Below are 25,594 nucleotides of genomic sequence, written 5' to 3'. Positions count from 1 at the left end.
CCTCGGGATGAACAGTCTGCTGCCGTTGCCGGCCAGCGGCCGGCACTACCTCCGCGCGTCCATGACGATCCGCAGGGTTGCCCGCAGCCCCCCTGCCACCCAGACTCAGGCACAAGGACGCCATTGCATTGCCGATCAAGGAGCCTTATTTCATGAAATCCACTCTCTGCCTGTTGCTTGCGAGCCTGATGACCAGCACCGCTACCGCCGCCACCCCGCCCGTTCCGCCGGATGTTGAGAAGCGTCCGCACGTGGTCAAGGCGCCGTTCGGCGCGACCCGCAACGATGACTATTACTGGCTGCGCGACGACAAGCGCGAGGACAAGGCCATGCTGGCCTACCTGCAGGCCGAGAACGCCTATGCCGACCAGCTGCTGGCACCGCTGAAGCCGCTGGAGGATGCGCTGTACGGCGAGATCGTCGGCCGCATCAAGCAGGACGATGCCAGCGTGCCGGCGCGCGAGCGCGGCTATTGGTACTACAGCCGCTACGAGACCGGCCAGGACTACCCCATCCATGCGCGCCGCAAGGCCAGCATGGACGCGCCGGAAGAGGTCCTGCTCAACGTCAACACGATGGCCGCCGGCAAGGGCTATTTCAGCGTCGGCTCGATGGAGGTCAGCCAGGACAACCAGCTGCTGGCCTGGGCCGATGATGACGTGGGCCGCCGCCAGTACGTCATCCGCTTCAAGGACCTGCGCACCGGTGCGGTGCTGCCGGATACGATCACCGGCACCTCCGGCGACCTGGTCTGGGCCGACGACAACCGCACCGTGCTGTACGTCGAGAACGATCCGGAAACCCTGCTGACCGTGCGGGTGAAGAAGCACGTGCTGGGCACCCCGGCCAGCGCCGACACCGTCGTCTACGAAGAGAAGGACGACAGCTTCTACATGGGCATCGGCCGCACCCGCGACGATCGCTTCATCACCATCGGCGTGCACAGCACCGTGTCCTCCGAAGAGCGCTACGCGCCGGCCAGCGACCCGACCACGTTCACCGTGCTCGCCCCGCGCCAACGTGACGTGGAGTACGACGCCGACCACTACGACGGCCGCTGGGTGATCCGCACCAACGATGGCGCGAAGAACTTCAAGCTGGTGACCGCACCGACCGATGCCACCTCGCGTGCGCAGTGGAAGGACTGGATCGCCCATGACGATGCGGTGTTCATCGAAGGCTTCGAACTGTTCGATACCTACACCGCCATCGCCGAACGTTCCGAAGGCCTGGAGCGCATCCGCCTGCTGTTCAAGGACGGTCGCAACGACTACGTGAAGGCCGACGAACCGGCCTATTCGATGGGCCTGGGCGACAACACCGAGGCTGACACCACGTGGCTGCGCTACGTGTACACCTCGATGACCACGCCGACCACGGTGTACGAACTGAACACCGCCACCGGCGAGCGTCGCCAGCTGAAGCAGCAGCCGGTGATCGGCTATGACGCCTCGAAGTACGAGACCGACCGGGTGTGGATCACCGCGCGCGACGGGGTGAAGGTGCCGGTGTCGCTGGTCTATCGCAAGGGCTACAGGAAGGATGGCACCGGCGCGCTGTTCCAGTACGCCTACGGCAGCTACGGCATGTCGATGGACCCCTACTTCAACCAGACGGCGGTGAGCCTGCTCGACCGTGGCGTGGTATACGCCATCGCCCACATCCGCGGTGGCCAGGAAATGGGTCGCGACTGGTACGAGAACGGCAAGCTGCTGCACAAGCAGAATACCTTCAACGACTTCATCGACGTCACCCGTGGCCTGGTGGCACAGGGCTGGGCCGCGAAGGACCGTGTCGCCGCGTCCGGTGGCAGCGCCGGTGGCCTGCTGATGGGCGCCATCGCCAACCAGGCGCCGCAGGACTACCGCGTGCTGGTGGCGCAGGTGCCGTTCGTGGACGTGGTCACCACCATGCTTGACCCGACCATCCCGCTGACCACCAACGAGTACGACGAGTGGGGCAACCCCGAACAGAAGCCGTACTACGAGTACATGCTGTCCTACTCGCCCTACGACAACGTGAAAAAGCAGGCCTATCCGTCGCTGTTCGTGGGTACCGGCCTGTGGGATTCGCAGGTGCAGTACTGGGAACCGGCCAAGTGGGTGGCCAAGCTGCGTGATGACAACACCAGCACCTTCCCGATCCTGTTCCGCACCAACATGGAAGCCGGCCACGGCGGCAAGTCCGGGCGCTTCCAGCGTTACCGCGAACTGTCCGAGTCGTATGCATTCGTGCTGCAGCAGCTGGGCATCGAAACGCCCGCGGCCGGTGCTGCGACGGAATGACGCATCGTGGCGGCGGTGATATCGCCGCCGCCACCTGCGCTCGGTATCCTTGCGCGATGCGCCCGCCCGAACCGCCCGCCACCAAGGACCTGCCAACGCCCGCCCGGCCGGTGCGGTTCCGTTGGGCGTGGTGGCTGCTGGCCTATGCCAGCCTGGGCACCGGCATCGTCGGCATCTTTGTGCCGGGGCTGCCTACCACCGTATTCATCCTGATCTCGGCCTGGGCCGCCTCGCGCGGCTCCGAGCGCCTGCACGGCTGGCTGCTGCAGCACCCGCGCTTCGGCCCGGCCATCGCCAACTGGCAGGCACATGGTGCGGTGAGCCGCTACGGCAAATGGATGGCCACGATCACCATGGCGGTGTGCGCCGGCATCATGCTGTGGTGCGTGCCGGTGGCCTGGGTGAAGTGGTTCTCCATCGGCAGCATGACCGTGGTGGCGATCTGGCTGTGGACCCGGCCGCTGCCGCCGGCCGATTGATCTCTCCGGCCGGGCATGGCCCGGCGTTGCCACGGTGCCGGGTTGCGGTGGCGCCGGGCCATGCCCGGCGGATGCCTGACGCGGCACCCTGCACCAACCGCTCAGCCGCCAATGGCTATACTCGGGGCATGAACATCCCCCATCGCAATGTCATCCTGATTCCGCTGGCAGCGGCCTCGCTGCTGTTCCTCGCCGCATGCGGCAACAAGGGCCCGCTGGTGCTGCCGCAGAAGCCGGTGCCGGTGGAAGAAACCGTCGAACCGGCCACCGATACCGACACCACGCCCGCTGCCACCCAGGAGCCCCGCGACGGTAGTCCGTCGGTGACCCCTGATCCGGCCAAGAAGGTGGACGACGGGAATGAGTAAGGCCGGTACCAACGGTCTGCGCTTCAGCAAGATGCACGGCGCGGGCAACGATTTCGTAGTGATCGACCTGCGCGACGGCACCCCGCCGCCCACCCCGGAACTGGCCGCGCGCCTGGCCGACCGCCATACCGGCGTCGGCTGCGACCAGATCCTGACCATCGAGCCGCCGCGCGCCGAAGGCTCCGTCGCCTCTTACCGCATCTGGAACGCCGATGGTTCCAATTCCGAGCAGTGCGGCAACGGCGCGCGCTGCATCGCTGCCTGGCTGGTGCGCGAGGGCAGTGCGCAGGGCGACCGCCTCGTCATCGACAGCCCGCTGGCCAGCCACGCCGTGGATGTCCTAGGCGATGGCCAGTACGCGGTGGCGATGGGCGTGCCGCTGTTCGATCCGGCGCAGGTGCCGCTGATCGGCTTCGCCCACCCGCGTGAGGAGTACCTGCTGCCACTGCAGGGTGAGACCGTGCGCTTCGCGGCGGTGTCGATGGGCAATCCGCACGCGGTGATCGAAGTGGGTCTGGTCGATGCCGCGCCGGTCGAGCGCGTGGGCGGACTGCTGCAGCAGCATGCCTCGTTCCCGAAGTCGGTGAACGTGGGCTTCGCCCAGGTAATGGGCCCGGAACATGTGCGCCTGCGCGTGTTCGAGCGCGGCGTGGGTGAAACCCTGGCCTGCGGCAGTGGCGCCTGCGCAGCGGCAGTGACCCTGATGCATCGCGGCCGCCTGCAGCGCGATGCGCGCATCAGCCTGCCTGGTGGCGACCTGCGCATCCAGTGGCCGGGCGATGGCCAGCCGGTGGTGATGGCGGGCCCGACCGCATTCGTCTTCGAAGGGGAGTGGATCGCATGACTGAGACCGTCGACAAGCTCGGTGCCCATGAAGTCGCCGCCTGGTTGCGGCGCCATCCGGGTTTCCTCAAGCAGTTCCCGGACCTGGCGCTGACCCTGGTGGTGCCACGCGATGACGGCCCGACCGCATCGCTGGCCAGCTACCAGCTGGAAGTGCTGCGCGAGAAGAACCGCGAGCTGGCGCGACGGTTGGCCGACCTGGGCGCGACCGCGCAGGTCAACGAGCGGTTGGCGGTGCGCACGCATCAGCTCACCCTGGCCCTGATGAAGCAGGACAACGCCGCCGACACGCTGCGCGCGATGGCGGCGTCACTGCAGGAAGATTTCGCCGGCGATCTGGTACGGCTGGTCGTGCATGCGCCGGTGGCCGGGCTGGAGCAGGCCGAGTGGCTGCAGGTGCTGGCTGCCGATGATGCGCAGCTGGGCCCGTTCCGCGACTGCCTGAAGGATGGTGAGCCGATCTGCGGCCGCCTGCACAGCGACAAGAACGCGGTGCTGTACGGCGCGCGCAGCGAGGAGGTGCAGACCACCGCGCTGCTGCCGCTGCCGGGTGTTGGCCTGATCGCGGTGGGCAGCCATGATCCGAACCGCTTCTATCCCGGCATGGGCACGCTGTTCCTGCGGATGATGGGCGAGGCCCTGGTGACCGGGCTCAAGCGCTTCGCGGATTGAGCGGGAAACGACGACGATGAGCGCGGTGCAGGCGTTCCTGCAGCACCTGCAGGTGGAGCGGCGGATGTCGGCGCATACGCTCGATGCCTACCGCCGCGACCTGGACGCGTTGTCGGTGTGGGCCGAACCCCGCGGGGTGGCCGTGGAGGCGCTGGATACCGACGCGGTGCGCCAGTTCGTTGCCGATGAACACCGCCGTGGCCTGTCGGCCAAGAGCCTGCAACGCCGGCTGTCGGCCTGCCGCAGCTTCTATGCCTGGCTGCTCAAGCATGGCCGCATCGAGGCCAGCCCGGCAGCGACACTGAAGGCGCCGCGTGCGCCGCGACGGCTGCCGCAGGTGCTCGATGCGGACGAAGCCGTGCAGCTGGTTGAACTGGAACCGGAAGGCGAGCTGGGTCGTCGTGACCGCGCGCTGCTGGAACTGTTCTATTCCTCCGGCCTGCGCTTGAGCGAAGTCTGTGCGCTGACCTGGCGCGATCTGGATTTCGCCAGCGGCCTGGTCAACGTGATGGGCAAGGGCAACCGGCAACGTCGCGTCCCCTTCGGAAAGCCGGCACGCGAAGCGTTGCTGACCTGGCGCAGCGAAAGCGGTGGTGGTGGCGCCACACCGGTTTTCCCCGGCCGCAACGGACCGATCAGCCAGCGCGCGGTGCAGATCCGCATCCGCCAGCTGGCGCAGCGCCAGGGCCTGTTCAAGCACGTGCACCCGCACATGCTGCGGCACAGTTTCGCCAGCCACATCCTGGAATCCTCGGGTGACCTGCGCGGTGTGCAGGAACTGCTCGGCCATGCCGACATCGCCACCACGCAGATCTACACCCACCTGGATTTCCAGCATCTGGCCAAGGTCTACGATGCGGCGCATCCGCGCGCGAAACGTCGCAAAGACCCGCCCGACACGGGGGGGTAGCGCCGGGCCATGCCCGGCGGCTGTGCGATCCATGTGTCGTGTACGCGACACCGCCCGCGCTGCGCGCTCGCCGGGCATGGCCCGGCGCTACCGGAACGGCCGCCGCTTGATCTGGATCAGGGCGGGGCAGTGGTCGCCGGTGCATCGTGGCCGCAGGCCACGACGAGATGCCGACCATGGCAAAGCCCATTCCGCTGCGCCCCAAGCACCCCGAGCGCATCTGCTGGGGCTGCGACCGTTACTGCGCTGCCGATGCACTGGCCTGTGGCAACGGCTCGGGCCGCACCCAGCACCCGATCGAGACGCAGGGTGAGGACTGGTACGTGGCGTGGGGCATTGAACCCAATCCGGACCGGCCATCGCATGCCAAGCGCTGAACGGCAGCTATCGGTGCGGGCTTGATCGCTTCGGCGGCTGTCCCCATGTCCCGTGAACAGCTATCGGAGGCCGCATGGACCCCAGTCAGAATCCCACCGTTTTCCACGCCACCACCATCGTCTGCGTTCGTCGCGGCGAGCACGTGGCCATTGCCGGCGACGGCCAGGTCACCCTCGGCCACACGGTGATGAAGGGCAACGCACGCAAGGTCCGCCGCCTTGGCCGCGATGGCCAGGTACTGGCCGGCTTTGCCGGTGCCGCCGCCGATGCCTTCACCCTGTTCGAGCTGTTCGAAGCCAAGCTGGAAAAGCATGGCCAGCTGCAGCGTGCCGCGGTGGAACTGGCCAAGGATTGGCGCACCGAGCGCCGCCTCGGCAAGCTCGAAGCCCTGCTGGCGGTGGCCGACAAGGAAACCTCGCTGATCATCAGCGGCACCGGCGACGTGATCGAGCCGGAGGACGGCATCATCGCCATCGGTTCCGGTGGTTCGTATGCGCTGTCCGCTGCACGCGCGCTGATGGCGCACACCGAACTGGATGCACGCACCATCGCCAGCGAAGCGATCAACATCGCCGGTGACATCTGCATCTACACCAACCGCAACGTGGTGGTCGAGGAGTTGTGACGGGGAACCGTCACACGCATTCCTGATCCGCCGGGCATGGCCCGGCGCTACCGACAACGCATTCGTGAGCACACCCATGCCGCACAAGATCGAAGTTTCCTCCGCCACCATGACCCCGCGCGAGATCGTGCAGGAACTGGACCGGCACATCGTCGGCCAGCACGACGCCAAGCGCGCGGTCGCCATCGCCCTGCGCAACCGCTGGCGCCGCATGCAGCTGCAGCCCGAGCTGCGCAACGAGGTCATGCCCAAGAACATCCTGATGATCGGCCCGACCGGCGTCGGCAAGACCGAGATCGCGCGCCGCCTGGCCACGCTGGCCAACGCGCCGTTCGTCAAGGTCGAAGCGACCCGCTTCACCGAAGTCGGCTATGTCGGCAAGGATGTCGAGCAGATCATCCGTGACCTGGCCGATACCGCCGTCAAGCTGTACCGCGAGCAGGCCAAGGTGCGCGTGCGCACGCAGGCCGAAGAGCGCGCCGAAGACCGCATCCTCGATGCGCTGCTGCCGCGCCGCAGCGGTGGCATCGGCTTCGACCCGGAGGCTGCGCGCAACGAACCGTCGGCGCAGGACAACGAGACCCGCATCAAGTTCCGCAAGATGCTGCGCAACGGCGAGCTGGACGATCGCGAGATCGAGCTCGACCTGACCGCCAACGTCAGCATGGACATCATGACCCCGCCGGGCATGGAGGAAATGGGCCAGCAGCTGAAGTCGATGTTCGCCAACCTCGGTGGTGGCGCCAAGGCACACAAGCGCACGCTGACCATCAAGGCCGCGCGTCCGCTGCTGCAGGAGGAAGAGGCCGGCAAGCTGGTCAACGAGGACGACATCCGCACCGCCGCGATCGAGGCCTGTGAACAGCACGGCATCGTGTTCATCGACGAGATCGACAAGGTCGCCAAGCGGGGTGACAACGTGGGTGGCGGTGATGTCTCGCGCGAAGGCGTGCAGCGCGACCTGCTGCCGCTGGTGGAAGGTTCCAACGTGTCCACCAAGTACGGCACGATCAAGACCGACCACATCCTGTTCATCGCATCGGGTGCGTTCCACCTGGCCAAGCCCAGTGACCTGATCCCGGAACTGCAGGGTCGCTTCCCGATCCGCGTGGAGCTGGGTGCGCTGAGCAAGGCTGATTTCGTGCGCATCCTGACCGAGCCGAAGGCTGCGCTGACCAAGCAGTACGAAGCGCTGCTGGCCACCGAAGGCGTCAAGGTCAGCTTCACCACCGATGCCATCGACCGCCTGGCCGAGATCGCCTTCCAGGTGAACGAGCGCCAGGAGAACATCGGTGCGCGCCGCCTGCATACCGTGCTGGAGCGCCTGCTGGATTCGCTCAGCTACGAAGCACCGGACCGCGATGGTGAAACCTTGGCCATCGACAGTGCCTATGTCGATGCGCACCTGGGTGAACTGGTGCAGGACCCGGACCTGAGCCGTTACATCCTGTAACCGGGAACGCGAAAAGGCCGCCGAAAGGCGGCCTTTTCGTTATGCAGGGTGGCCGAATCTGCGGTAACGCCGGGCCATGCCCGGCGGCGCCGTCACGCCTCCGGCAGCGGCTCGGGCACCGAACCCGGTACGAACACGCCTTCCTTCACGTAGGCGGCCAGGGTCATGTCCAGCGCCAGCATGCCGTCGCGCTTGAGGTCCATCAGGTCCGGTTCGACCATCGCCCCGTGCAGCACGCCGAGCACGGTGGCGTGCAGCATGCGCGCGGCGATCTTCGGGTCGGCGCCGTCGCGCAGCTGGCCCAGGTCCTGGGCACGGCGCAGGGCGCGTTCCATCCGGTCCAGGGCATCGCGGAAACCGCTCTGCTGCAGTTCGGTCAGCACCCTGGTGTCGGCCGAGGCATCGCTGCGCAGCATGATCTCCATGGTCTTGCGCAGGCGCTCGTCCTCGGACAGCTCGATGAACGAGTGGATCATCACCGCGCGCAGGTCATGCACCGGCGTGTCGCGCTGGTCGGTGGAGGTGCGCTCCAGCTCCTGCATGAAGGGCAGGTGCACCCGTTCGACGATCGCGGTCAGCACCTCGCCCTTGTTCTTGAAATGCCAGTACACGGCGCCGCGGGTGTAGCCGGCGCGGGCACCGATCATCTCCAGCGTGGTCCGGGCCACGCCGTGTTCGTGGAAACAGGCTTCGGCGGCATCCAGGATGCCTTCGCGGGTTGCCTGGGTGTCCTCTTTGGTTTTGCGGGCCATGAGCGGGTACGAGTGCGGGTGAAACGTGGCTGAATTGTACTGCTTTACAAACAAACACGCATGTATGTATATTTCCTTCCCATCATTCCCGTCGTGTGCGTGGCAGGCCTGTCCTGGCTCCCACTTCACGCGGGTGGGCGCTGTCCGCGGTCTTCACTCCTGCAAGGGGAGGGGCCGTCGTATCAGCACCTGCTGAGATCCCTCCCTTCAAGAGCCATTCCCATCATGTTGCTGAGCCGAATCCGACCCTTCGCGTTGTCGCTGGCGATCGCTGCCACCGTCGCTGCCTGCGGCGGCCAACCCCAGGCACCCGAACAGGGACCGGGCCAGGTCAGCGTGGTCACGCTGAAGTCCGAGACCGTCGGGCTGACCCGTGAGCTGCCAGGCCGCACCAACGCCTTCCTGGTGGCCGAAGTGCGCCCGCAGGTCAACGGCATCGTCGCCAAGCGCCTGTTCACCGAGGGTGGGATGGTCAAGGCCGGCGAGCCGCTGTACCAGATCGAGGACGCCAGCTACCGCGCCCAGGCCAACAGTGCGCGTGCACAGCTGGCCCGCGCCGAAGCCACCGCCAATGCGGCGCGGCTGAGCGCCAAGCGCATCACCGAGCTGGCCAAGGTCGACGCGGTCAGCCAGCAGGATCTGGAAAACGCCGTGGCTGCGCAGAAGCAGGCAGAGGCCGATGTCGGCGCCGCCAAGGCCTCACTGGATGCCGCCAACGTGACCCTCGGCTATGCGCGCATCACCGCGCCGATCAGCGGCCGCATCGGCAAGTCCACCGTCACCCAGGGCGCGCTGGTCAGCGCCGGCCAGGCCACGGCGCTGGCAACCGTGCAGCAGCTGGACCCGATCTACGTCGACCTGACCCAGTCCTCGGCCGAGCTGCTGCAGCTGCGCCGCGAACTGGCCGCCGGCCGCCTGCAGGACAACCAGCAGACGCCGGTCAGCATCCTGATGGAAGACGGCAGCACCTTCGAACACAAGGGCACGCTGGAGTTCTCCGAAGTCAGCGTCGATCCGGCCACCGGCAGCTTCGCGCTGCGGGTCAGGGTCGACAACCCCGATGGCCTGCTGATGCCGGGCATGTACGTGCGCGCGGTGATCGGCGGCGGTGTGCGCAGCGATGCGGTGCTGGTGCCGATGCAGGGCATCGCCCGCGATCCGAAGGGCGATACCAGTGCGATGGTGGTCGGCAAGGACAACAAGGTCGAAGTGCGCCCGGTCAAGGTCAGCCGCACCGTCGGCGACAAGTGGCTGGTCGAGGACGGCCTGAAGGCCGGCGACAAGGTCATCGTCGAAGGCCTGCAGAAGATCGGCCCGGGCATGCCCGTGAATGCCACCGAACAGGGCGCCGCCCCGGCCAAGCCGGCCGCCGCCCAACCTGCAGCTGCGGCCGCAGGCGCGAAGTAAGCGGAGAACTCCATGGCACGTTTCTTCATCGATCGACCCATCTTCGCGTGGGTCATCGCGATCATCATCATGCTCGCCGGCGGCCTGGCCCTGTTCAAGCTGCCGATCTCGATGTACCCCAACGTCGCACCGCCGGCGGTGGAAATCAGCGCCAGCTACCCGGGTGCTTCGGCCAAGGTGGTCGAAGACTCGGTGACGCAGATCATCGAGCAGAACATGAAGGGCCTTGATGGTCTGATCTATTTCTCCTCCAACAGCTCGTCCAACGGCCAGGCCACCATCACCCTGACCTTCGAGAGCGGGACCAACCCCGACATCGCCCAGGTGCAGGTGCAGAACAAGCTGCAGCTGGCGATGCCGCTGCTGCCGCAGGAAGTGCAGCGGCAGGGCATCAACGTGGCCAAGTCCAGCTCGGGCTTCCTGAACGTCATCGCGTTCGTGTCCGAAGACGGCAGCATGGATGCCAACGACATCGCCGACTACGTCGGTTCCAACGTCGTGGATCGTCTCAGCCGCGTTCCGGGCGTGGGCAACATCCAGGTGTTCGGTGGCAAGTACGCCATGCGCATCTGGCTGGACCCGAACAAGCTGCACACCTACGGCATGTCGGTGCCGGAAGTGGTCGCTGCGGTGAAGGCACAGAACGCGCAGGTGGCCATCGGCCAGCTGGGTGGTGCGCCGTCGGTGAAGGGCCAGCAGCTCAACGCCACCATCAACGCGCAGTCGCGCCTGCAGACACCGGAACAGTTCCGCAACATCATCGTGCGCGGTGCGCAGGACGGTGCCGAACTGCGCTTGGGCGATGTTGCCCGCGTCGAGCTGGGCGCCGAGTCGTACGACTTCGTCACCCGTTACAACGGGCAGCCGGCCAGCGGCCTGGCGGTCACCCTGGCCACCGGCGCCAACGCGCTGGATACCGCTGCCGGTGTCGATGAAACGCTGAAGGAACTGGAAGGCTTCTTCCCGGCCGGCCTGAAGGCCGAGATCCCGTACGACACCACCCCGTTCGTGCGCGTGTCGATCAAGGGCGTGGTGCAGACCCTGCTCGAAGCGATCGTGCTGGTGTTCGTGGTGATGTACCTGTTCCTGCAGAACTTCCGCGCCACCCTGATCCCGACCATCGCCGTGCCGGTGGTGCTGCTGGGTACCTTCGGCGTGCTGTCGGTGCTGGGCTTCTCGGTGAACATGCTGACCATGTTCGCGATGGTGCTGGCCATCGGCCTGCTGGTGGACGATGCCATCGTGGTGGTGGAGAACGTCGAGCGCATCATGTCCGAAGAGGGCCTGTCGCCGCTGGAAGCCACCCGCAAGTCGATGAGCCAGATCACCGGCGCGCTGGTGGGCATCGGCCTGGTGCTGTCGGCGGTGTTCGTGCCGATGGCCTTCATGAGCGGTTCCACCGGCGTGATCTACCGGCAGTTCTCGGCGACGATCGTCTCGGCGATGGCGTTGTCGGTGCTGGTCGCGATCGTGCTGACGCCAGCGCTGTGCGCCACCATGCTCAAGCCGCTGAAGAAGGGTGAGCACCATGTCGCCCACCGCGGTTTCGCCGGTCGCTTCTTCAACGGTTTCAACCGTGGCTTCGACCGCACCAGCGAGAGCTACCAGCGCGGCGTGCGCGGCATCCTGCACCGTCCGTGGCGGTTCATGGGCATCGTGGCCGCGCTGTTCCTGCTGATGGGCGTGCTGTTCGTGCGCCTGCCCAGCTCGTTCCTGCCCAACGAAGACCAGGGCGTGCTGATGGCGCTGGTGCAGGCACCGGTAGGCGCAACCCAGGAGCGCACGCTGGAATCGATCGCCGCGCTCGAAAAGCACTTCATGGAAAACGAGAAGGGTGCCGTCGAATCGGTGTTCTCGGTGCAGGGCTTCAGCTTCGCCGGCATGGGCCAGAATGCGGGCATGGCCTTCGTCAAGCTGAAGGACTGGAAGGATCGTGACGCCGACAACGGGGTGATGCCGATCACCGGACGCGCGATGGCCGCGCTGGGGCAGATCAAGGATGCCTTCATCTTTGCCTTCCCGCCGCCGGCCATTCCGGAACTGGGTACGGCCTCCGGCTACACGTTCTTCCTGAAGGACAACAGCGGCCAGGGCCACGAGGCATTGTTGGCGGCCCGCAACCAGCTGCTGGGCCTGGCGGCCGGCAGCAAGAAGCTGGCCAACGTGCGACCGAACGGCCAGGAAGACACCCCGCAGTTCCGCATCGATATCGATGTGGCCAAGGCCAGCTCGCTGGGCCTGTCGATCGACCAGGTCAACACCACCCTGGCCACCGCGTGGGGCAGCTCGTACATCGATGACTTCATCGATCGCGGCCGCGTCAAGCGCGTGTTCGTGCAGGCTGACCAGCCGTTCCGCATGGTGCCGGAGGACTTCGATCTCTGGTCGGTGAAGAACGACAAGGGCGAGATGGTTCCGTTCAGCGCCTTCGCCAGCAAGCATTGGGACTACGGCTCGCCGCGCCTGGAACGCTACAACGGCGTGTCGGCTACCGAAATCCAGGGCGAACCGGCCCCGGGCGTGGCGTCCGGTGATGCCATGGCCGAGATCGAACAGCTGGCCAAGCAGTTGCCGGCGGGCTTCGGCGTCGAGTGGACGGCGATGTCCTACCAGGAACGCCAGGCGGGCTCGCAGACGCCGCTGCTGTACACCCTGTCGCTGATGATCGTGTTCCTGTGCCTTGCCGCGTTGTATGAAAGCTGGAGCGTGCCGACCTCGGTGCTGCTGGTGGCGCCGCTGGGCATCCTCGGTGCGGTGCTGGCCAATACCTTCCGTGGCATGGAGCGCGACATCTATTTCCAGGTGGCGATGCTGACCACGGTGGGCTTGACCAGCAAGAACGCGATCCTGATCGTCGAGTTCGCCAAGGAGCATCTGGAGAAGGGCGCGGGGCTGATCGAAGCGACGATGCACGCGGTCCGCGACCGTCTGCGCCCGATCATCATGACCTCGCTGGCCTTCGGCATGGGCGTGCTGCCGCTGGCGATCTCCAGCGGTGCCGGCTCCGGCGCCAAGCAGGCGATCGGCACCGGCGTGCTCGGCGGCATGGTGGTAGGCACCGTGCTCGGCGTGTTCTTCGTGCCGCTGTTCTTCGTCGTGGTGCAGCGCGTGTTCAAGAAGCGCAACGCCACCAGCTGATTTGAAACGGTAGTGCCGGCCGCTGGCCGGCAGCTGCTGATCGCTTGATGTGAATCCAATGAGGTTGCCGGCCAGCGGCCGGCACTACCTCCTGCCATCCGGCAGTACCGATGGAAGTCATTCCAATGAAAAGTGCATCTCTGTTCCTCTCCATCGCTGCGGCACTGGCGCTTGCCGGCTGCGGCACCCTGGCGCCGAAGAACACCGCAGTGGCCCCGGCCATTCCGTCGCAGTGGCCGGCCGAAGCCGCGCAGGGCGAAGTGGCCGATGCGGCCGCGGTCGGCTGGCGTGACTTCTTCACCGACGAGCGCCTGCAGCAGGTGATCGGCCAGGCGCTGGACAACAACCGCGACCTGCGCGTGGCCGTGCTCAACGTCGAAAAGGCGCGTGGCCAGTACCGCGTGCAGCGCGCGGACCGGGTGCCGGCCGTGGCCGTGACCGGGCAGATGGACCGCCGCGGTGGCGACGTGCCGGTCACCGAGCAGTTCAGCGCGGGCGTCGGCGTGGCTGAGTTCGAACTGGACCTGTTCGGCCGCGTGCGCAACCTGAGCGAAGCCGCGCTGCAGCAGTACTTCGCTGTAGCCGCCAACCGCCGCAACGCGCAGCTGAGCCTGGTGGCCGAGACCGCCACCGCGTGGTTGACCTACGGTGCCGACGCGCAACAGTTGAAAATCGCCGAAGCCACGGTGAAGACCTATGAGGATTCGCTGCGCCTGGCCGAAGCGCGCCATGAGCGCGGTGGCAGTTCAGGGTTGGAACTGACCCAGACCCGCACCCTGGTCGAGACCGCGCGCACCGATGCCGCACGCCTGCGTGGGCAGCTGGCCCAGGACCGCAACGCGCTGGCGCTGCTGGCCGGTGGCCAGCTGGATCCGGCGCTGCTGCCGGACAGCATCTCACCGCAGGTGCTTGCGTTGGCACCACCGCCGGCTGGCCTGCCCAGCGACGTGCTGCTGCAGCGCCCGGACATCATGGCGGCGGAACATCAGCTGTTGGCGGCCAATGCCAACATCGGTGCCGCACGCGCTGCCTTCTTCCCCAGCATCTCGCTGACCGGCAGCATCGGCAGTGGTTCGGGTGAATTGTCCGGCCTGTTCGACAGCGGTACGCGGGTGTGGAGCTTCCTGCCGAAGATCACCTTGCCGATCTTCCAGGGCGGCAAGCTGCGCGCGAACCTGGCCGTGGCCAACGCCGACCGCGATATCGCGCTTGCGCAGTACGAAAAGTCGATCCAGAGTGGTTTCCGCGAAACCGCCGATGCGCTGGCATTGAATGTCAGCCTGGATGAACAGGCGGCCTCGCAGCAGCGCCTGGTGGAAGCGGCCGAGCAGGCCAACCGCCTGTCGCAGGCGCGCTATGACGCGGGCCTGGACAGCTTCGTCACCCTGCTGGATGCACGTCGTACCGCCTACAACGCGCAGCAGAGCCAGCTGCAGACACAGCTGGCGCAGCAGGCCAACCGCATCACGCTGTACAAGGTGCTGGGCGGCGGCTGGCACGAGCGCGGGTAAGCCGCTCCGATTCTGGTAGCGCCGGCCGCTGGCCGGCAGCGCGCGGGATCAACAGGGATCGTGCAGTTGCCGGCCAGCGGCCGGCGCTACCGGTCAATGAGCAGGGCTACACCGCTTCGTCGTCGCGCCGCTCGGTGCGGCAGGCGCGTACCCGCGTCAATGCGTCGCCGGCTTCGCGCGCCATCCTTTCGTACTCGGCGCGGATCTCTTCCAGGCGCTCTTCGTCCAGTTCTTCCAGGTCCAGCAGCTCGTTGTTGGCCTCGGCGGTGGCGCGGATCAGTTCATCCAGCTTGATCTGCATCGCCGCGGTGTCCGAGTTCTGCGTGTGCTGGATCAGGAACACCATCAGGAAGGTGATGATGGTGGTGCCGGTGTTGATCACCAGCTGCCAGGTGTCGTTGAATTTGAATATGGGGCCACTGATGCCCCACAGCACGACGATCGACACTGCGGCCAGGAAGGTCCACGGCGAGCCGGTGGCGGCCGCGGCCTTCTTGGCGATCGTATTGAACAGGTTCCTTGCGCTCATCGTCATCGTTCCACGGGAATGGCGACGATCATCGGCACATGGCCGTGCAGGTGCCGTGCAGCAGGCGTGGACTCAGGCGCGCAGGCGCGGTGCTTCCTGGCTGCGCACCGGGCTGGCCAGGTAGACGTGTTGCCAGCAGCGTTCGACGAATTCGCGGGCCTGCGCTTCACTCAGGCGCGGCATGATCTGCAGGGCGTACTGGGTCTGGAACAGCTCATCGCGCTGGGCGTTGCTGGCGCGTGGCTGGGTGATCAGCGAATCACAGGCGAACTTGATCCACGGTACATAGGTGCCGAACGAGGTGTGCGCGAGTGCGCCATCGGCGTGCTGGCGGCGCCAGTAATCCAGCTCCGCATCGACATTGATGACAGGGGGAATGGCGGGAACTTCAGCGTGCATGACGATCCAATCGGTTGGAGGTGAAGGGAGTGGGGGCCCATTACAGTGTGGCCCGGGCGGCGGTGCATGCCGCGTCAGCGTGATGTGCAGCCAGCGTGGCGATGGCGCAGCAGCTGTGCGTGTTCAACCGCACCCAGGTGTTCGGCCATGGCGGCCATCGCATTGCACAGGCGCACCAGGTCGCGGGGATGGTCGTGCAGCAGATCCTGCTGCATGTCCTGGTAGGCGCTCCAGAACGGGGCACTGCGCTGGTGCAGTGCGTATTGCTGCTGAAGTCGGCTCCAGATCGCGGCCAGGGCCGGGTCACTGCGAGGACGTACGGCATGCACTTGCATGGTCGGCTCCAATCCGGGGCGGGGGCCCGGTTGCATTCCACCCTAGACGTCGCTGCGCAGCAGGATGTTAGTGGCGCGTGTTGACCGCATGCAGCTGACTGCGCAGCAGTTCACGTTGAAGCGTGCAGACGCTGCCGGCACAAGGCTGTGCCGGCACTGAAGCGTTCATCAAGGCGGGCTCATCAGCCGTGGCGGATGCTCATTCGCCGATGTCTTCGTTCCAGATTTCCGGATGTTGCGCAATGAAACCGCCAAGCAGGTCCACGCATTCCTGGCTGTCCAGGTCGATCACGTTGACGCCGTTTTCCCGCAGCCAGTCGATGCCGCCCTGGAAAGTGCGCGATTCGCCGACCACCACCGTGCCGATGTTGAACTGCCGCACCAGGCCCGAGCAGTACCAGCACGGGGCCAGGGTCGTGACCATGATGGTGTCCTGGTAGCGGCGCTGGCGGCCGGCCTTGCGGAAGGCGTCGGTCTCGCCATGTACGGACGGGTCGCCTTCCTGCACGCGGCGGTTGTGGCCGCAGCCGAGCAGGCGGCCGTCGTTGTGGTACAGCGCCGCGCCGATCGGCACACCGCCCTCGGCCAGCCCCTGGCGGGCTTCGGCAATGGCGGTCTGCAGCAGGGCCTGGTAGTCGGGCGTGGTGATCATGCGGGGCTCCGGTAGGTCGTGGGGCGCCATGATACGGCCAGCGTTCCCCGCAGGGGCCCGGCGGTGCGATAATCGGGGGCATGAGCGAATCCCCCTACAAATCCGGTACCACCCATTTCGGGTTCCGCGACGTTGACGCCAAGGACAAGCAGAAGCTGGTCGGCCAGGTGTTCACGTCGGTCGCGCGCAACTACGACCTGATGAACGACCTGATGAGCATGGGCGTGCACCGGGCATGGAAGCGCTACTACGTCGCCACCGCGCAGGTGAAGCCGGGTGACCGCGTGCTCGACCTGGCTGGTGGCACCGGCGATATCGCCGCGCTGCTGAAGGAGCGCGTCGGTGCCGAGGGCTCGGTGGTGCTGGGCGACATCAACGCCGGCATGCTGTCGGTCGGCCGTGACCGCCTGACCAACCGCGGCCTGGTGCTGGGCCTGGACTACGTGCAGTGCAACGCCGAGGCCCTGCCGTTCCCGGACAACAGCTTCGATCTGGTGACCATCGCCTTCGGCCTGCGCAACGTGACCGACAAGGACGCCGGCCTGCGCGAGATGTACCGCGTGCTGAAGGTAGGCGGCCAGGCCCGCGTGCTGGAGTTCTCCGAAGTCACCGCCGACTGGTTCAAGCCGATCTACGACTTCCACTCGTTCAAGATCCTGCCGAAGCTGGGCAAGCTGTTCGCCAACGATTCGGACAGCTACCAGTACCTGGCCGAGAGCATCCGCAAGCATCCGCCGCAGGAAGAGCTGAAGGCGATGATGGGGCAGGCCGGCTTCGAGCGCTGCCACTACAAGAACCTGACCGGCGGCATCGTCTCGATCCACTCCGGCTACAAGCTGTAAGCCTTGACGGTCGCCGGGCATGGCCCGGCGCTACCACGCAACGTCCCGGCACGGTCCTGGTAGGTGCCAACCTTGGTTGGCACACGCCCGTCCGCGAGCGCTGACAGGTCCGTGCCAACCAAGGTTGGCACCTGCCGGGCCATCGCGGGGCCGGCCATTACCCCGCACCGCGCAACGCTTCCCGGCCGGGGGAGAGGTACCATTGGGGTTTGTTCCCCGTAACGGTCCCGATTCATGCGCAATCCGCTGATGCTCCTTCCGCTGGCCGTGGCCCTGGCCGCCGGCTGCTCCCAGGAGGCGGCCGCACCCGCCGCCGCCCCGACTGCCCAGAAGGCTCCCGCCGCCCCCGTGAACGCCGAAAACCGCAGCCACGATGAAAGCTCGTACGCCGAGCCGGACAAGGTCGTCGTCAAGGACATCGCGCTGGACCTGAAGCTGGACTTCGACCAGAAGCAGATCGGCGGCACCGCCACCTACACCCTGGAATGGAAGCAGAAGGACGCCAAGCAGCTGGTGCTGGACACCCGCGAGCTGAGCATCGCCAAGGTCGAAGCGATCGCCGCTGACGGTGCACGCAGCCCGCTGCAGTTCGTGCTGGCCCCGGCCGACAAGGTGTTCGGCAGCAAGCTGACCATCGAAACCCCGGAACAGCCGGCCAAGGTGGAAGTGACCTACCACACCGCACCGACCGCTTCGGGCCTGCAGTGGCTGGCGCCGTCGATGACCGAGGGCAAGAAGCTGCCCTTCATGTTCAGCCAGTCGCAGGCGATCCACGCCCGTTCCTGGGTACCGTTGCAGGACACCCCGAGCGTGCGCTTCACCTACAGCGCGCACGTGGTCTCGCGCCCGGACGTGATGGTGCTGATGAGCGCCGACAACGATCCCAAGGCTGCGCGTGACGGTGACTACACCTTCAAGATGCCGCAGCCGATTCCGTCCTACCTGCTGGCCATCGCCGCCGGCGACCTGGTGTTCGAGCCGATCTCCGGCCGCTCCGGCGTCTGGGCCGAGCCGACCATGGTCAACAAGGCCGCCAAGGAATTCGAAGACACCGAGAAGATGATCGGTGCCGCCGAAAAGCTGTACGGCGAATACCGCTGGGGCCGCTACGACATGCTGGTGCTGCCGCCGTCGTTCCCGTTCGGCGGCATGGAAAACCCGCGCCTGACCTTCGCCACCCCGACCGTGATCGTCGGCGACAAGTCGCTGGTCTCGCTGGTCGCCCATGAACTGGCGCACAGCTGGTCGGGCAACCTGGTGACCAACGCCAGCTGGAAGGACATCTGGCTCAACGAAGGCTTCACCACCTACGTCCAGGGCCGCATCACCGAAGCCCTGTATGGCAAGGAGATGGCCGAAATGGAAAAGCAGATCGACCAGACCGATCTGCTGGCCGAAGTGAAGGACATGAGCCCGGCCGACCAGGCACTGGCGCTGCCGCCGCTGAACGAGCGTGATCCGGACGAAGCCCTGAGCCAGGTGGCCTACGTCAAGGGTTCGTGGTTCCTGGAATTCCTGGAACAGCGTTTCGGCCGCGAAACCTTCGACCCGTTCCTGCGCGGCTGGTTCGATGACCACGCCTTCCAGAGCGCCAACACCGACCAGTTCGTCGAGTACCTGAAGAAGAACCTGCTGCCGAAGAATCCGTCGGCGGTGACCGAGGCCGAACTGAAGGCGTGGCTGGACGAGCCGGGCATTCCGGCGTTCGCAGCCAAGGCGCAGTCGCGCAATTTCAGCAGCGTCGATACCGCGCGCATCGCCTTCGCCAGCGCCGGCACCGTGCCGAGCAGCCAGGTGATTGCCGAGTGGAGCACCCAGGAGTGGGTCCGTTTCATCGACGGCCTGGGTGCCACCCAGCCGCTGGACAAGCTGGCCACGCTGGACAAGGCGTTCCACTTCACTGGCACCCCGAATGGCGAGATCGCCATGCGCTGGTACCCGCTGACCATCCGCAGCGGCTACGAGCAGGCCAATGAAGCGGCCGCTGCGTTCATCGAGCGTGTCGGCCGTCGCAAGCTGATCCTGCCGATCTACGCTGAACTGGTGAAGACCCCGAAGGGGCTGGAGCTGGCCAAGCAGGCGTTCGAGAAGGCCAAGCCGGGCTACCACCCGATCACCACCGCCTCGGTGCAGGACATGCTGGCCAAGGCTGAAGCCAAGTAAGAAAACGCGCCGGGTATCCCCCGGCGCTTTTCTTTGTAGAGTCGAGCCATGCTCGACTGGCGTTTCCATGATCTGAAAAGCGGCGGGGTGACCCGCCGCTTTTTTATGGAATCAGGACCGCAGGGATTCTGAAAGGCAAGGAGGACACAGCGCTACTCTTTTCAGATTTATTGCATGTTTCCGGAAAAGGATTGGACGTAACGTCTGGGCTCCGACGCGCACGGGACTGAATCGGGCCGCGCGCGGAGAGGTCCCCTTTCCTGACAGGCCTGGCCTATGCAACATGCTTGTTCCTCGGCTGAAGACCCGGCACGGGTTGATCCGCCAATCAGCCTGCCGCCTGCGGCCGTGCCTGCCAGCATCGCGGGCGGTTCGGGTGGGATCACCCGCCTCTGCAGAATCGGGCTGGCAGTACTCCTGTTGCCGACTGCTTTGACCGCAACAGCCCAGAACGGCACAGCATCTTCCGATGCGGCTTCACCCTTGCGTGCCCTCTACCGCCAGGCAGGATGGGTGGAAGTCGCGCATGGGACGGGGCGCAGCGAGCTTTTCCGCGGAACGATGACCCAGTACCGGAATCAGGACATTGTCATGTCAGCCGACGCGGCGCCTGGGCGCGCATTCCACATGGTTCTGTGTGGGATCAACGTTGTGAACTGGGATGTCGAGGAAGACCTCGATTCCGCCAATCCGACGAAGGACTATTCCCGCCTCTACACCCGGATGTTCGAGCACGCTGCGCTGTTGTCGTTGAGTGCGGAGACGGCGGTGACAATCCGCGCGGACGGCCAGTATCACCAGACGAACTGGGGCATGCAGTGGGCCACAGATGCAGAGCACTATCGAGCAAGCACGCAGCGCACTCCTCAGGGCGATCTCAAGCTGTTTTTTGTGAAGACCGGCGCGAACAAGCGTGCCGCATCTGGAGGAAGCAAGCAGGAAGGCCGCGAGATGCCAGAACTTGAAGTCACGCTGCGAGGGCCACAGCCTGCTCCAATAGGGGCATGGTGGGAGATCATCATCGGCGCATCTCCCCGAGAACCTGCGCTGCCTGACTCTGTTTCTCTACTGGACTGGACGGTGCTGGAGCACGTGGAGGCCAGCACTGTTGGTGATCTGCGAAGGGCGTCCGGTGGGTGCCCGGCATGATCCGGGCGGGGCGGTCACTGCCAGGTGGACAGCAGAGCAGGCTGGCACGATGTGCCCGGCTGTTGCTGACGCTGGTCGGCGCCGTGTCGACGCAAGGCGCGCTGGCTGCAGACGATTCAGTAGAGAGCTGGGAGACCACGATTGGCAGCGCAGCGTGGGTCGATTTTTCTGCCGGTACGGTTCCCGGCGTCACCGATACCACTTCGAGCCTCAGGCAGTACCGTCATGGGGAGTGGCTGCTGTTTACTCGCCACGAGTCCAGTAGTGAAATTGGACCCGCGGCCATGCTGCTCTGCAATGGATTGCTGCTTGCTAATTTCGACCACTTCAGCACCGAAGCGGACGGAGCACCGCGGTCCATGCCAGCCGCTCAGATCGCTTGGTCGATAGCCCTGAGCCTGTTCAATGCGCAGGGCGTTGCCGGAGGGCTGCAGTTGGCTGGACTGTCCCTGCCAGAGCCGGGACGGACCCATCTGCAGGAGCTTGTGGATGATGCACTTTGGGAAGATGGTCCACTCCGTGCCCGTGTCAGTCGCAGCCTGGAGGGCGATATCACTGTGCGGCTGGATGGAGATGACGCGCGTGACAGCGATGGCGTGAAGCCGTACGTCTGGAGTGAAACGCACATTGGAGGCGATAGAAGCCGGGACACGCTGCCGCCGTCCATGTCGGTGCGTGGATGGAGTGCGGGGGGCAGAGAGTTCTTCACAGTGGGTCAAGCGCGTCGCGCGGGAAAGGGGTGTCCGGACCTTCCGGATTCTCCCGTATGGCCGTTCCAGTAAGCGCTACTACGGTCCCGCGTGACTGCTGAAGGCGATACAGTAATGTCCTCGCGGCGAAAGCCGGCTGGATGTTTACGGGACACACCATGAAACGACTGATCCTGCTCACCGCCTGCACCCTGGCCCTGGCCGCCTGCAGCAACCCCGAGGAAGAACGCAAGGCGCAGGAGGCCGCTGCGGCCGCCGTGCAGGCGCAGAAGGAAGCCAAGGCCGAGGACGTGGCCAAGCAGTACGACATGGCCGTGGCCGCGCAGGACTGGGAGCGTGCGCGCCTGCATGGCGCCTCGCTGCTGGACCAGTACAAGGACACCGCCGCCGCCGAGCGCATCGCCGCCGGCTTCGACGAGGTCAAGGCCAAGGGCGATGCCGCGCGCGACCTGCGCCGCATGCAGGCGCTGTGGCAGTACAACCAGATTCCGGTCGGCAGCAAGGGCAACCAGGTGTCGGCGCAGATCTTCAGCAAGGAGCGGGTGGATGTGGATGGCAGCGGCGCCAAGCCGGTGCAGCTGGTGTTCCGCGACCACCCCGAATGGAAGCGTCATGCCTACCTGGTGCTGCAGGCCGGCGATTTCCGTTGCCCGCAGTGCACGGTGAAGGTCACGGTGGACGGCGGCAAGCCGGTCTCCATGGCGGCCTGGCGGCCGAAGACCGACGAGGCGATCGCCATGTTCATCACCGACCAGAAGGCGTTGTGGAAGCTGGCAGCAAAGGGCAAGTCGATCAGCATCGAGTTCCCGGTCAAGGCCGGTGGCACGCGCACGGCCATGTTCGAGACCGGTGGTGTGGATGCCAGCCGCATGCCGGCGTGGTGGCGTTGACCGTGCAGGCACCGGCGGCTGCGTCGTCGCTGTCGGCGATTCGCCACTGGGTGTTCGACATGGATGGCACGCTGACCGTGGCGGTGCATGATTTCGCGCGGATCAAGCGCGAACTGGCGATTCCGCAAGAGGATGACATCCTCACCCATCTGGCCGGGTTGCCGGCCGCAGAGGCCAGCGCCAAGCACGCTTGGCTGCTGGCGCACGAGCGTGCGCTGGCCGCTGCTTCCCAGCCGGCAACGGGAGCGGTGGCGCTGGTACGCGCGCTGCAGGGCGCCGGCTGCCGGCTGGGCATCCTGACCCGCAACGTGCGCAGCCTGGCGCAGGTCACCCTGCAGGCGATCGGGCTGGGCGACGTCTTTGCCGAAGACGACATCATCGGCCGCGACGAGGCCGAGCCGAAACCCTCACCGGCCGGGCTGCAGTACTTCCTGCGGCGTTGGCAGGTGGAACCTTCGCAGGTGGTGATGGTAGGCGACTATCGCTTCGATCTGGAATGCGGCCGCGCGGCGGGCAGCCGTACGCTTCTGGTCAATGCCCCGGACAACCCGTGGCCGGGCATGGCCTGTTGGCACCTGGCCGATTGCGGGGCGGTGCTGGAGCGCTGGGGAGGCTAGCGCGGCGCTCTGTGCGCCCGCTGGCAGGTAGCCAGGGGCCGCACCTGCAGTCAACTGCCGACTGTCATCACAGTGTATTGTGCGCGGTCGGCGGGACGTTCTTCGAATGACCCGCCGGGGCTGAAGCGGAGGCGGTTGCGGAACCGCCGCCGCGCACTGCCGCAGCCCGATTGAAGCTGAGGTGGATGCTGAAGGTGCCGGCGGGAAGTTCCGCTGCGCTGGCGGTGGTGTCGGGTAACACGTTGTCCGGTGTGGCCCGCTGCCAAGGATGGGGCATGGGTGTCCTTTGCTCCATTTCTGGATTCCTTTCATGCTCCGAGCTGCGTGGGTGTCGCTGTACCGGCGTCTGTGTCCGATTGCCGCCTTCTTCCTGTTTGGCCTGGTCGCCCTGTCGTTGTCCCGGCTGGGGCTGTCGCTGTGGCATGCCGCGCGGGTGAGTGCTGCCGACGGCTGGTCCACGGTGTTGCTGCAGGGGCTGCGGGTGGATGTGTCGACCCTGTGCCTGCTGTACGGCATCCCTGCGGTGCTGGCGCTGCTGTTGCCGCTGGAGGGACGCGTGGGCCGCGCGTGGCGCCATCTGTTGCGGTGGTGGCTGATCCTGGCAAGCGTGCTGCTGGTGTTCATGGAACTGGCCACGCCGAGCTTCATGGCCGAGTACGGCCTGCGCCCCAATCGCCTGTTCCTGGAGTATCTGATCTATCCCGAAGAAGTCGGGATGACGCTGCTGCGCGGCCATCTGCTGGCCGTGGTGATCGAAGTTGCCGCTGTGATCGTGCTGTTCTGGGCATTGCTTCGCGGGTCGCGGCGCTGGGTCGGCAACAGCCCGGCGCTCGCAGTCGAAGCCGGATGGCTGTGGCGGCTGCCATTGGCGTTGCTGGTGCTGCTGCTGGCGGCGCTGGGCGTGCGTTCCAGCCTGGGTCATCGGCCCTTGAATCCGGCGCTGGTGGCATTCTCTACCGACCCCACCATCAACGCCTTGCCGCTGAATTCGCTGTACACCGTCGGCTATGCCGCGCGGCAACTGGCGACCCGCAGCGAAACCTCTCGCGTCTACGGTGACCTGCCGCTTGCCGAGGTGGTCAGCGAACTGCGCGCCAGCAGCGGCCTGCCGGCATCGGTGTACGTCTCCGACGCGTTGCCGAGCCTGGCGCTGCGTCCGCCGCAGTACCAGGGCAAGCCGCGCAATCTGGTGATCGTGCTGGAAGAAAGCCTGGGCGCGCAGTTCATCGGCAGTCTCGGCGGACGACCGTTGTCGCCCAACTACGACCGCCTGAGCAGGCAGGGCTGGGCGTTCGAGCGGCTGTATGCCACCGGTACGCGTTCGGTGCGCGGCATCGAGGCGGTCCTGACCGGGTTCCCGCCGACCCCGGCCGAATCGGTGGTGAAGCTGCCCGCCAGCCGCCAGCGCTTTTTCACCCTGGCCGATGTGCTGGGGCGGCATGGCTACGACACCGGCTTCTACTACGGCGGCGAAAGCCACTTCGACAACATGCGCGAGTTCTTCCTCGCCAATGGCTTCACCCGCATCGTGGACCGCAAGGATTACCGCAGGCCGGCCTTCGTCGGCTCCTGGGGCGCGTCGGACGAGGATCTGTTCGCTCGCGCCGACCAGCAGTTCCGGCAGCTGAAAGCGCAGGGCACGCCGTTCTTCGGCCTGGTGTTCACCTCCAGCAACCACGATCCCTTCGAGTTCCCCGACGGCCGAATCGACCTGTACGAGCAACCGAAGCAGACCCGCGACAACGCCGCCAAGTACGCCGACTATGCGCTGGGCGAGTTCTTCCGCAAGGCGATGGCCTCACCGTACTGGCAGGACACCGTGTTCCTGGTGGTGGCCGACCATGATTCGCGGGTGTTCGGCAAGAACATGGTGCCGATCGGCAACTTCCATATTCCCGGGTTGATCCTCGGCGGCGGCATCGAGGCGCGCCGCGATGCCCGCATCGTCAGCCAGATCGATCTGCCGCCGACGCTGTTGTCATTGCTGGGCATTGCCGATGCCACCCCCACCGTTGGCCAGGACCTGACCGACCTGCAGCGGCTGCAGCCCGGACGCGCGCTGATGCAGTACGACCGCAATCTGGCGTGGATGGAGGGCAACGATGTGGCCATCCTGCAGCCGGACAAGCCAGCGCAGGGCTTCCGCTACGACCCGGCCAGCGACCAGCTGCAGCCGCAGCCGCTGCGGCCGGAACTGGCACGGCGCGCACATGCCTACGCGATGTGGGGCACGCTGGCCTACGAGAAAGAGCTGTACCGGTTGCCGAAGGCCAGGCCCTGAGCTGGAGGTAGCGCCGGGCCATGCCCGGCGAGCGCGCAGCGCGGGCTGCATCTGGAATCGAAGGTGTCTGATCGGAAAGCCGCCGGGCGTGGCCCGACGCTACCAGAGCGGTGCCGGCCGGTTGCCGGAGAAGGCCAGGCCCTGAGCTGGAGGTAGCGCCGGGCCATGCCCGGCGAGCGCGCAGCGCGGGCTGCATCTGGAATCGA

Annotated in this window: 24 protein-coding genes; 19 read left to right on the top strand and 5 right to left on the bottom strand. The window is 66.2% G+C overall.

What is annotated here, in order from left to right; all coding sequences use genetic code 11:
- The first annotated feature begins 152 nt into the window (after positions 1 to 152).
- From AC3WTC_RS18920 to hslU, 9 genes are all read left to right on the top strand, one after another.
- Complete coding sequence (locus AC3WTC_RS18920) at positions 153 to 2,285, top strand: S9 family peptidase (protein ID WP_099843713.1); 2,133 nt, start codon at positions 153 to 155, stop codon at positions 2,283 to 2,285.
- A gap of 56 nt (positions 2,286 to 2,341) precedes the next feature.
- Positions 2,342 to 2,764, top strand: coding sequence for a YbaN family protein (locus AC3WTC_RS18915; RefSeq protein ID WP_032976551.1), 423 nt, complete (start codon positions 2,342 to 2,344; stop codon positions 2,762 to 2,764).
- A 128-nt stretch (positions 2,765 to 2,892) separates the two neighbouring features.
- Positions 2,893 to 3,132: an LPS translocon maturation chaperone LptM gene (gene lptM, locus AC3WTC_RS18910; protein ID WP_301910213.1), complete on the top strand. Its 240-nt coding sequence runs from the start codon at positions 2,893 to 2,895 to the stop codon at positions 3,130 to 3,132.
- The gene (gene dapF, locus AC3WTC_RS18905; protein WP_492712285.1) at positions 3,125 to 3,976 is read left to right on the top strand and encodes a diaminopimelate epimerase; all 852 of its coding nucleotides are present in this window, start codon (positions 3,125 to 3,127) and stop codon (positions 3,974 to 3,976) included. The genes lptM and dapF overlap by 8 nt, the downstream gene beginning before the upstream one ends.
- A complete protein-coding gene (locus tag AC3WTC_RS18900; protein ID WP_025877290.1) occupies positions 3,973 to 4,647 on the top strand; it encodes a DUF484 family protein in 675 nt (224 codons plus the stop codon). Before dapF ends, AC3WTC_RS18900 begins: the two co-directional genes overlap by 4 nt.
- A gap of 16 nt (positions 4,648 to 4,663) precedes the next feature.
- Positions 4,664 to 5,557, top strand: a complete 894-nt coding sequence (gene xerC, locus AC3WTC_RS18895) for a tyrosine recombinase XerC (RefSeq protein ID WP_080149813.1) — start codon at positions 4,664 to 4,666, stop codon at positions 5,555 to 5,557.
- 176 nt (positions 5,558 to 5,733) lie between these two features.
- A complete protein-coding gene (locus AC3WTC_RS18890) occupies positions 5,734 to 5,934 on the top strand; it encodes a DUF3079 domain-containing protein (protein ID WP_025877286.1) in 201 nt (66 codons plus the stop codon).
- 74 nt (positions 5,935 to 6,008) lie between these two features.
- Complete coding sequence (gene hslV, locus AC3WTC_RS18885) at positions 6,009 to 6,560, top strand: ATP-dependent protease subunit HslV (RefSeq protein ID WP_025877284.1); 552 nt, start codon at positions 6,009 to 6,011, stop codon at positions 6,558 to 6,560.
- A 76-nt stretch (positions 6,561 to 6,636) separates the two neighbouring features.
- A complete protein-coding gene (gene hslU / locus AC3WTC_RS18880; protein ID WP_025877282.1) occupies positions 6,637 to 8,013 on the top strand; it encodes an ATP-dependent protease ATPase subunit HslU in 1,377 nt (458 codons plus the stop codon).
- 92 nt (positions 8,014 to 8,105) lie between these two features.
- Here hslU and smeT read toward each other — a convergent pair whose 3' ends face one another.
- Positions 8,106 to 8,765, bottom strand: a complete 660-nt coding sequence (smeT, locus tag AC3WTC_RS18875; RefSeq protein WP_025877280.1) for an efflux transporter SmeDEF transcriptional repressor SmeT — start codon at positions 8,763 to 8,765, stop codon at positions 8,106 to 8,108.
- A gap of 225 nt (positions 8,766 to 8,990) precedes the next feature.
- Between smeT and smeD the strand changes: the two genes are divergently transcribed.
- The 3 genes from smeD (at position 8,991) to smeF (ending at position 14,821) form a co-directional block, all read left to right on the top strand.
- Entirely contained in the window at positions 8,991 to 10,172 is a 1,182-nt protein-coding gene (smeD, locus tag AC3WTC_RS18870) for a multidrug efflux RND transporter periplasmic adaptor subunit SmeD (protein WP_099843711.1), read from the top strand.
- A 12-nt stretch (positions 10,173 to 10,184) separates the two neighbouring features.
- Positions 10,185 to 13,310: a multidrug efflux RND transporter permease subunit SmeE gene (smeE, locus tag AC3WTC_RS18865; RefSeq protein WP_080149814.1), complete on the top strand. Its 3,126-nt coding sequence runs from the start codon at positions 10,185 to 10,187 to the stop codon at positions 13,308 to 13,310.
- 110 nt (positions 13,311 to 13,420) lie between these two features.
- Positions 13,421 to 14,821 (top strand): multidrug efflux RND transporter outer membrane subunit SmeF, encoded by a 1,401-nt coding sequence (gene smeF / locus AC3WTC_RS18860; protein WP_154231518.1) that lies wholly within the window; start codon positions 13,421 to 13,423, stop codon positions 14,819 to 14,821.
- 106 nt (positions 14,822 to 14,927) lie between these two features.
- Here the strand turns inward: smeF and AC3WTC_RS18855 are convergent, their stop codons facing one another.
- The 4 genes from AC3WTC_RS18855 to AC3WTC_RS18840 form a co-directional block, all read right to left on the bottom strand.
- Complete coding sequence (locus AC3WTC_RS18855; protein WP_025877275.1) at positions 14,928 to 15,350, bottom strand: low affinity iron permease family protein; 423 nt, start codon at positions 15,348 to 15,350, stop codon at positions 14,928 to 14,930.
- 72 nt (positions 15,351 to 15,422) lie between these two features.
- Complete coding sequence (locus tag AC3WTC_RS18850; RefSeq protein WP_025877273.1) at positions 15,423 to 15,749, bottom strand: hypothetical protein; 327 nt, start codon at positions 15,747 to 15,749, stop codon at positions 15,423 to 15,425.
- 74 nt (positions 15,750 to 15,823) lie between these two features.
- Positions 15,824 to 16,084, bottom strand: a complete 261-nt coding sequence (locus tag AC3WTC_RS18845) for a hypothetical protein (RefSeq protein WP_492712278.1) — start codon at positions 16,082 to 16,084, stop codon at positions 15,824 to 15,826.
- 199 nt (positions 16,085 to 16,283) lie between these two features.
- Positions 16,284 to 16,736, bottom strand: a complete 453-nt coding sequence (locus tag AC3WTC_RS18840; RefSeq protein WP_005411083.1) for a nucleoside deaminase — start codon at positions 16,734 to 16,736, stop codon at positions 16,284 to 16,286.
- An 80-nt stretch (positions 16,737 to 16,816) separates the two neighbouring features.
- Between AC3WTC_RS18840 and ubiE the strand changes: the two genes are divergently transcribed.
- From ubiE to AC3WTC_RS18805, 7 genes are all read left to right on the top strand, one after another.
- Positions 16,817 to 17,578: a bifunctional demethylmenaquinone methyltransferase/2-methoxy-6-polyprenyl-1,4-benzoquinol methylase UbiE gene (gene ubiE, locus AC3WTC_RS18835; RefSeq protein ID WP_032976541.1), complete on the top strand. Its 762-nt coding sequence runs from the start codon at positions 16,817 to 16,819 to the stop codon at positions 17,576 to 17,578.
- Positions 17,579 to 17,812: 234 nt separating this feature from the next.
- Positions 17,813 to 19,741 carry a M1 family metallopeptidase gene (locus tag AC3WTC_RS18830; RefSeq protein ID WP_132824149.1) on the top strand — a complete coding sequence of 643 codons (1,929 nt, stop codon included), beginning with the start codon at positions 17,813 to 17,815 and terminating at the stop codon, positions 19,739 to 19,741.
- A 276-nt stretch (positions 19,742 to 20,017) separates the two neighbouring features.
- Complete coding sequence (locus AC3WTC_RS18825; RefSeq protein ID WP_492712274.1) at positions 20,018 to 20,890, top strand: hypothetical protein; 873 nt, start codon at positions 20,018 to 20,020, stop codon at positions 20,888 to 20,890.
- 62 nt (positions 20,891 to 20,952) lie between these two features.
- Complete coding sequence (locus tag AC3WTC_RS18820; protein WP_134833099.1) at positions 20,953 to 21,672, top strand: hypothetical protein; 720 nt, start codon at positions 20,953 to 20,955, stop codon at positions 21,670 to 21,672.
- An 86-nt stretch (positions 21,673 to 21,758) separates the two neighbouring features.
- Positions 21,759 to 22,490, top strand: coding sequence for a hypothetical protein (locus AC3WTC_RS18815; protein WP_025877265.1), 732 nt, complete (start codon positions 21,759 to 21,761; stop codon positions 22,488 to 22,490).
- Positions 22,478 to 23,107, top strand: coding sequence for an HAD family hydrolase (locus AC3WTC_RS18810; protein ID WP_099785438.1), 630 nt, complete (start codon positions 22,478 to 22,480; stop codon positions 23,105 to 23,107). The genes AC3WTC_RS18815 and AC3WTC_RS18810 overlap by 13 nt, the downstream gene beginning before the upstream one ends.
- Before the next feature lie 310 nt (positions 23,108 to 23,417).
- Entirely contained in the window at positions 23,418 to 25,388 is a 1,971-nt protein-coding gene (locus tag AC3WTC_RS18805) for an LTA synthase family protein (protein WP_492712272.1), read from the top strand.
- The last annotated feature ends 206 nt before the right edge of the window (positions 25,389 to 25,594 follow it).

The sequence above is a fragment of the Stenotrophomonas sp. FW305-C-20-S1 genome, assembly GCF_058783335.1.
The sequence above is the reverse complement of the archived record's forward strand: the minus strand, read 5'-3'. Positions and strand labels throughout refer to the sequence as shown.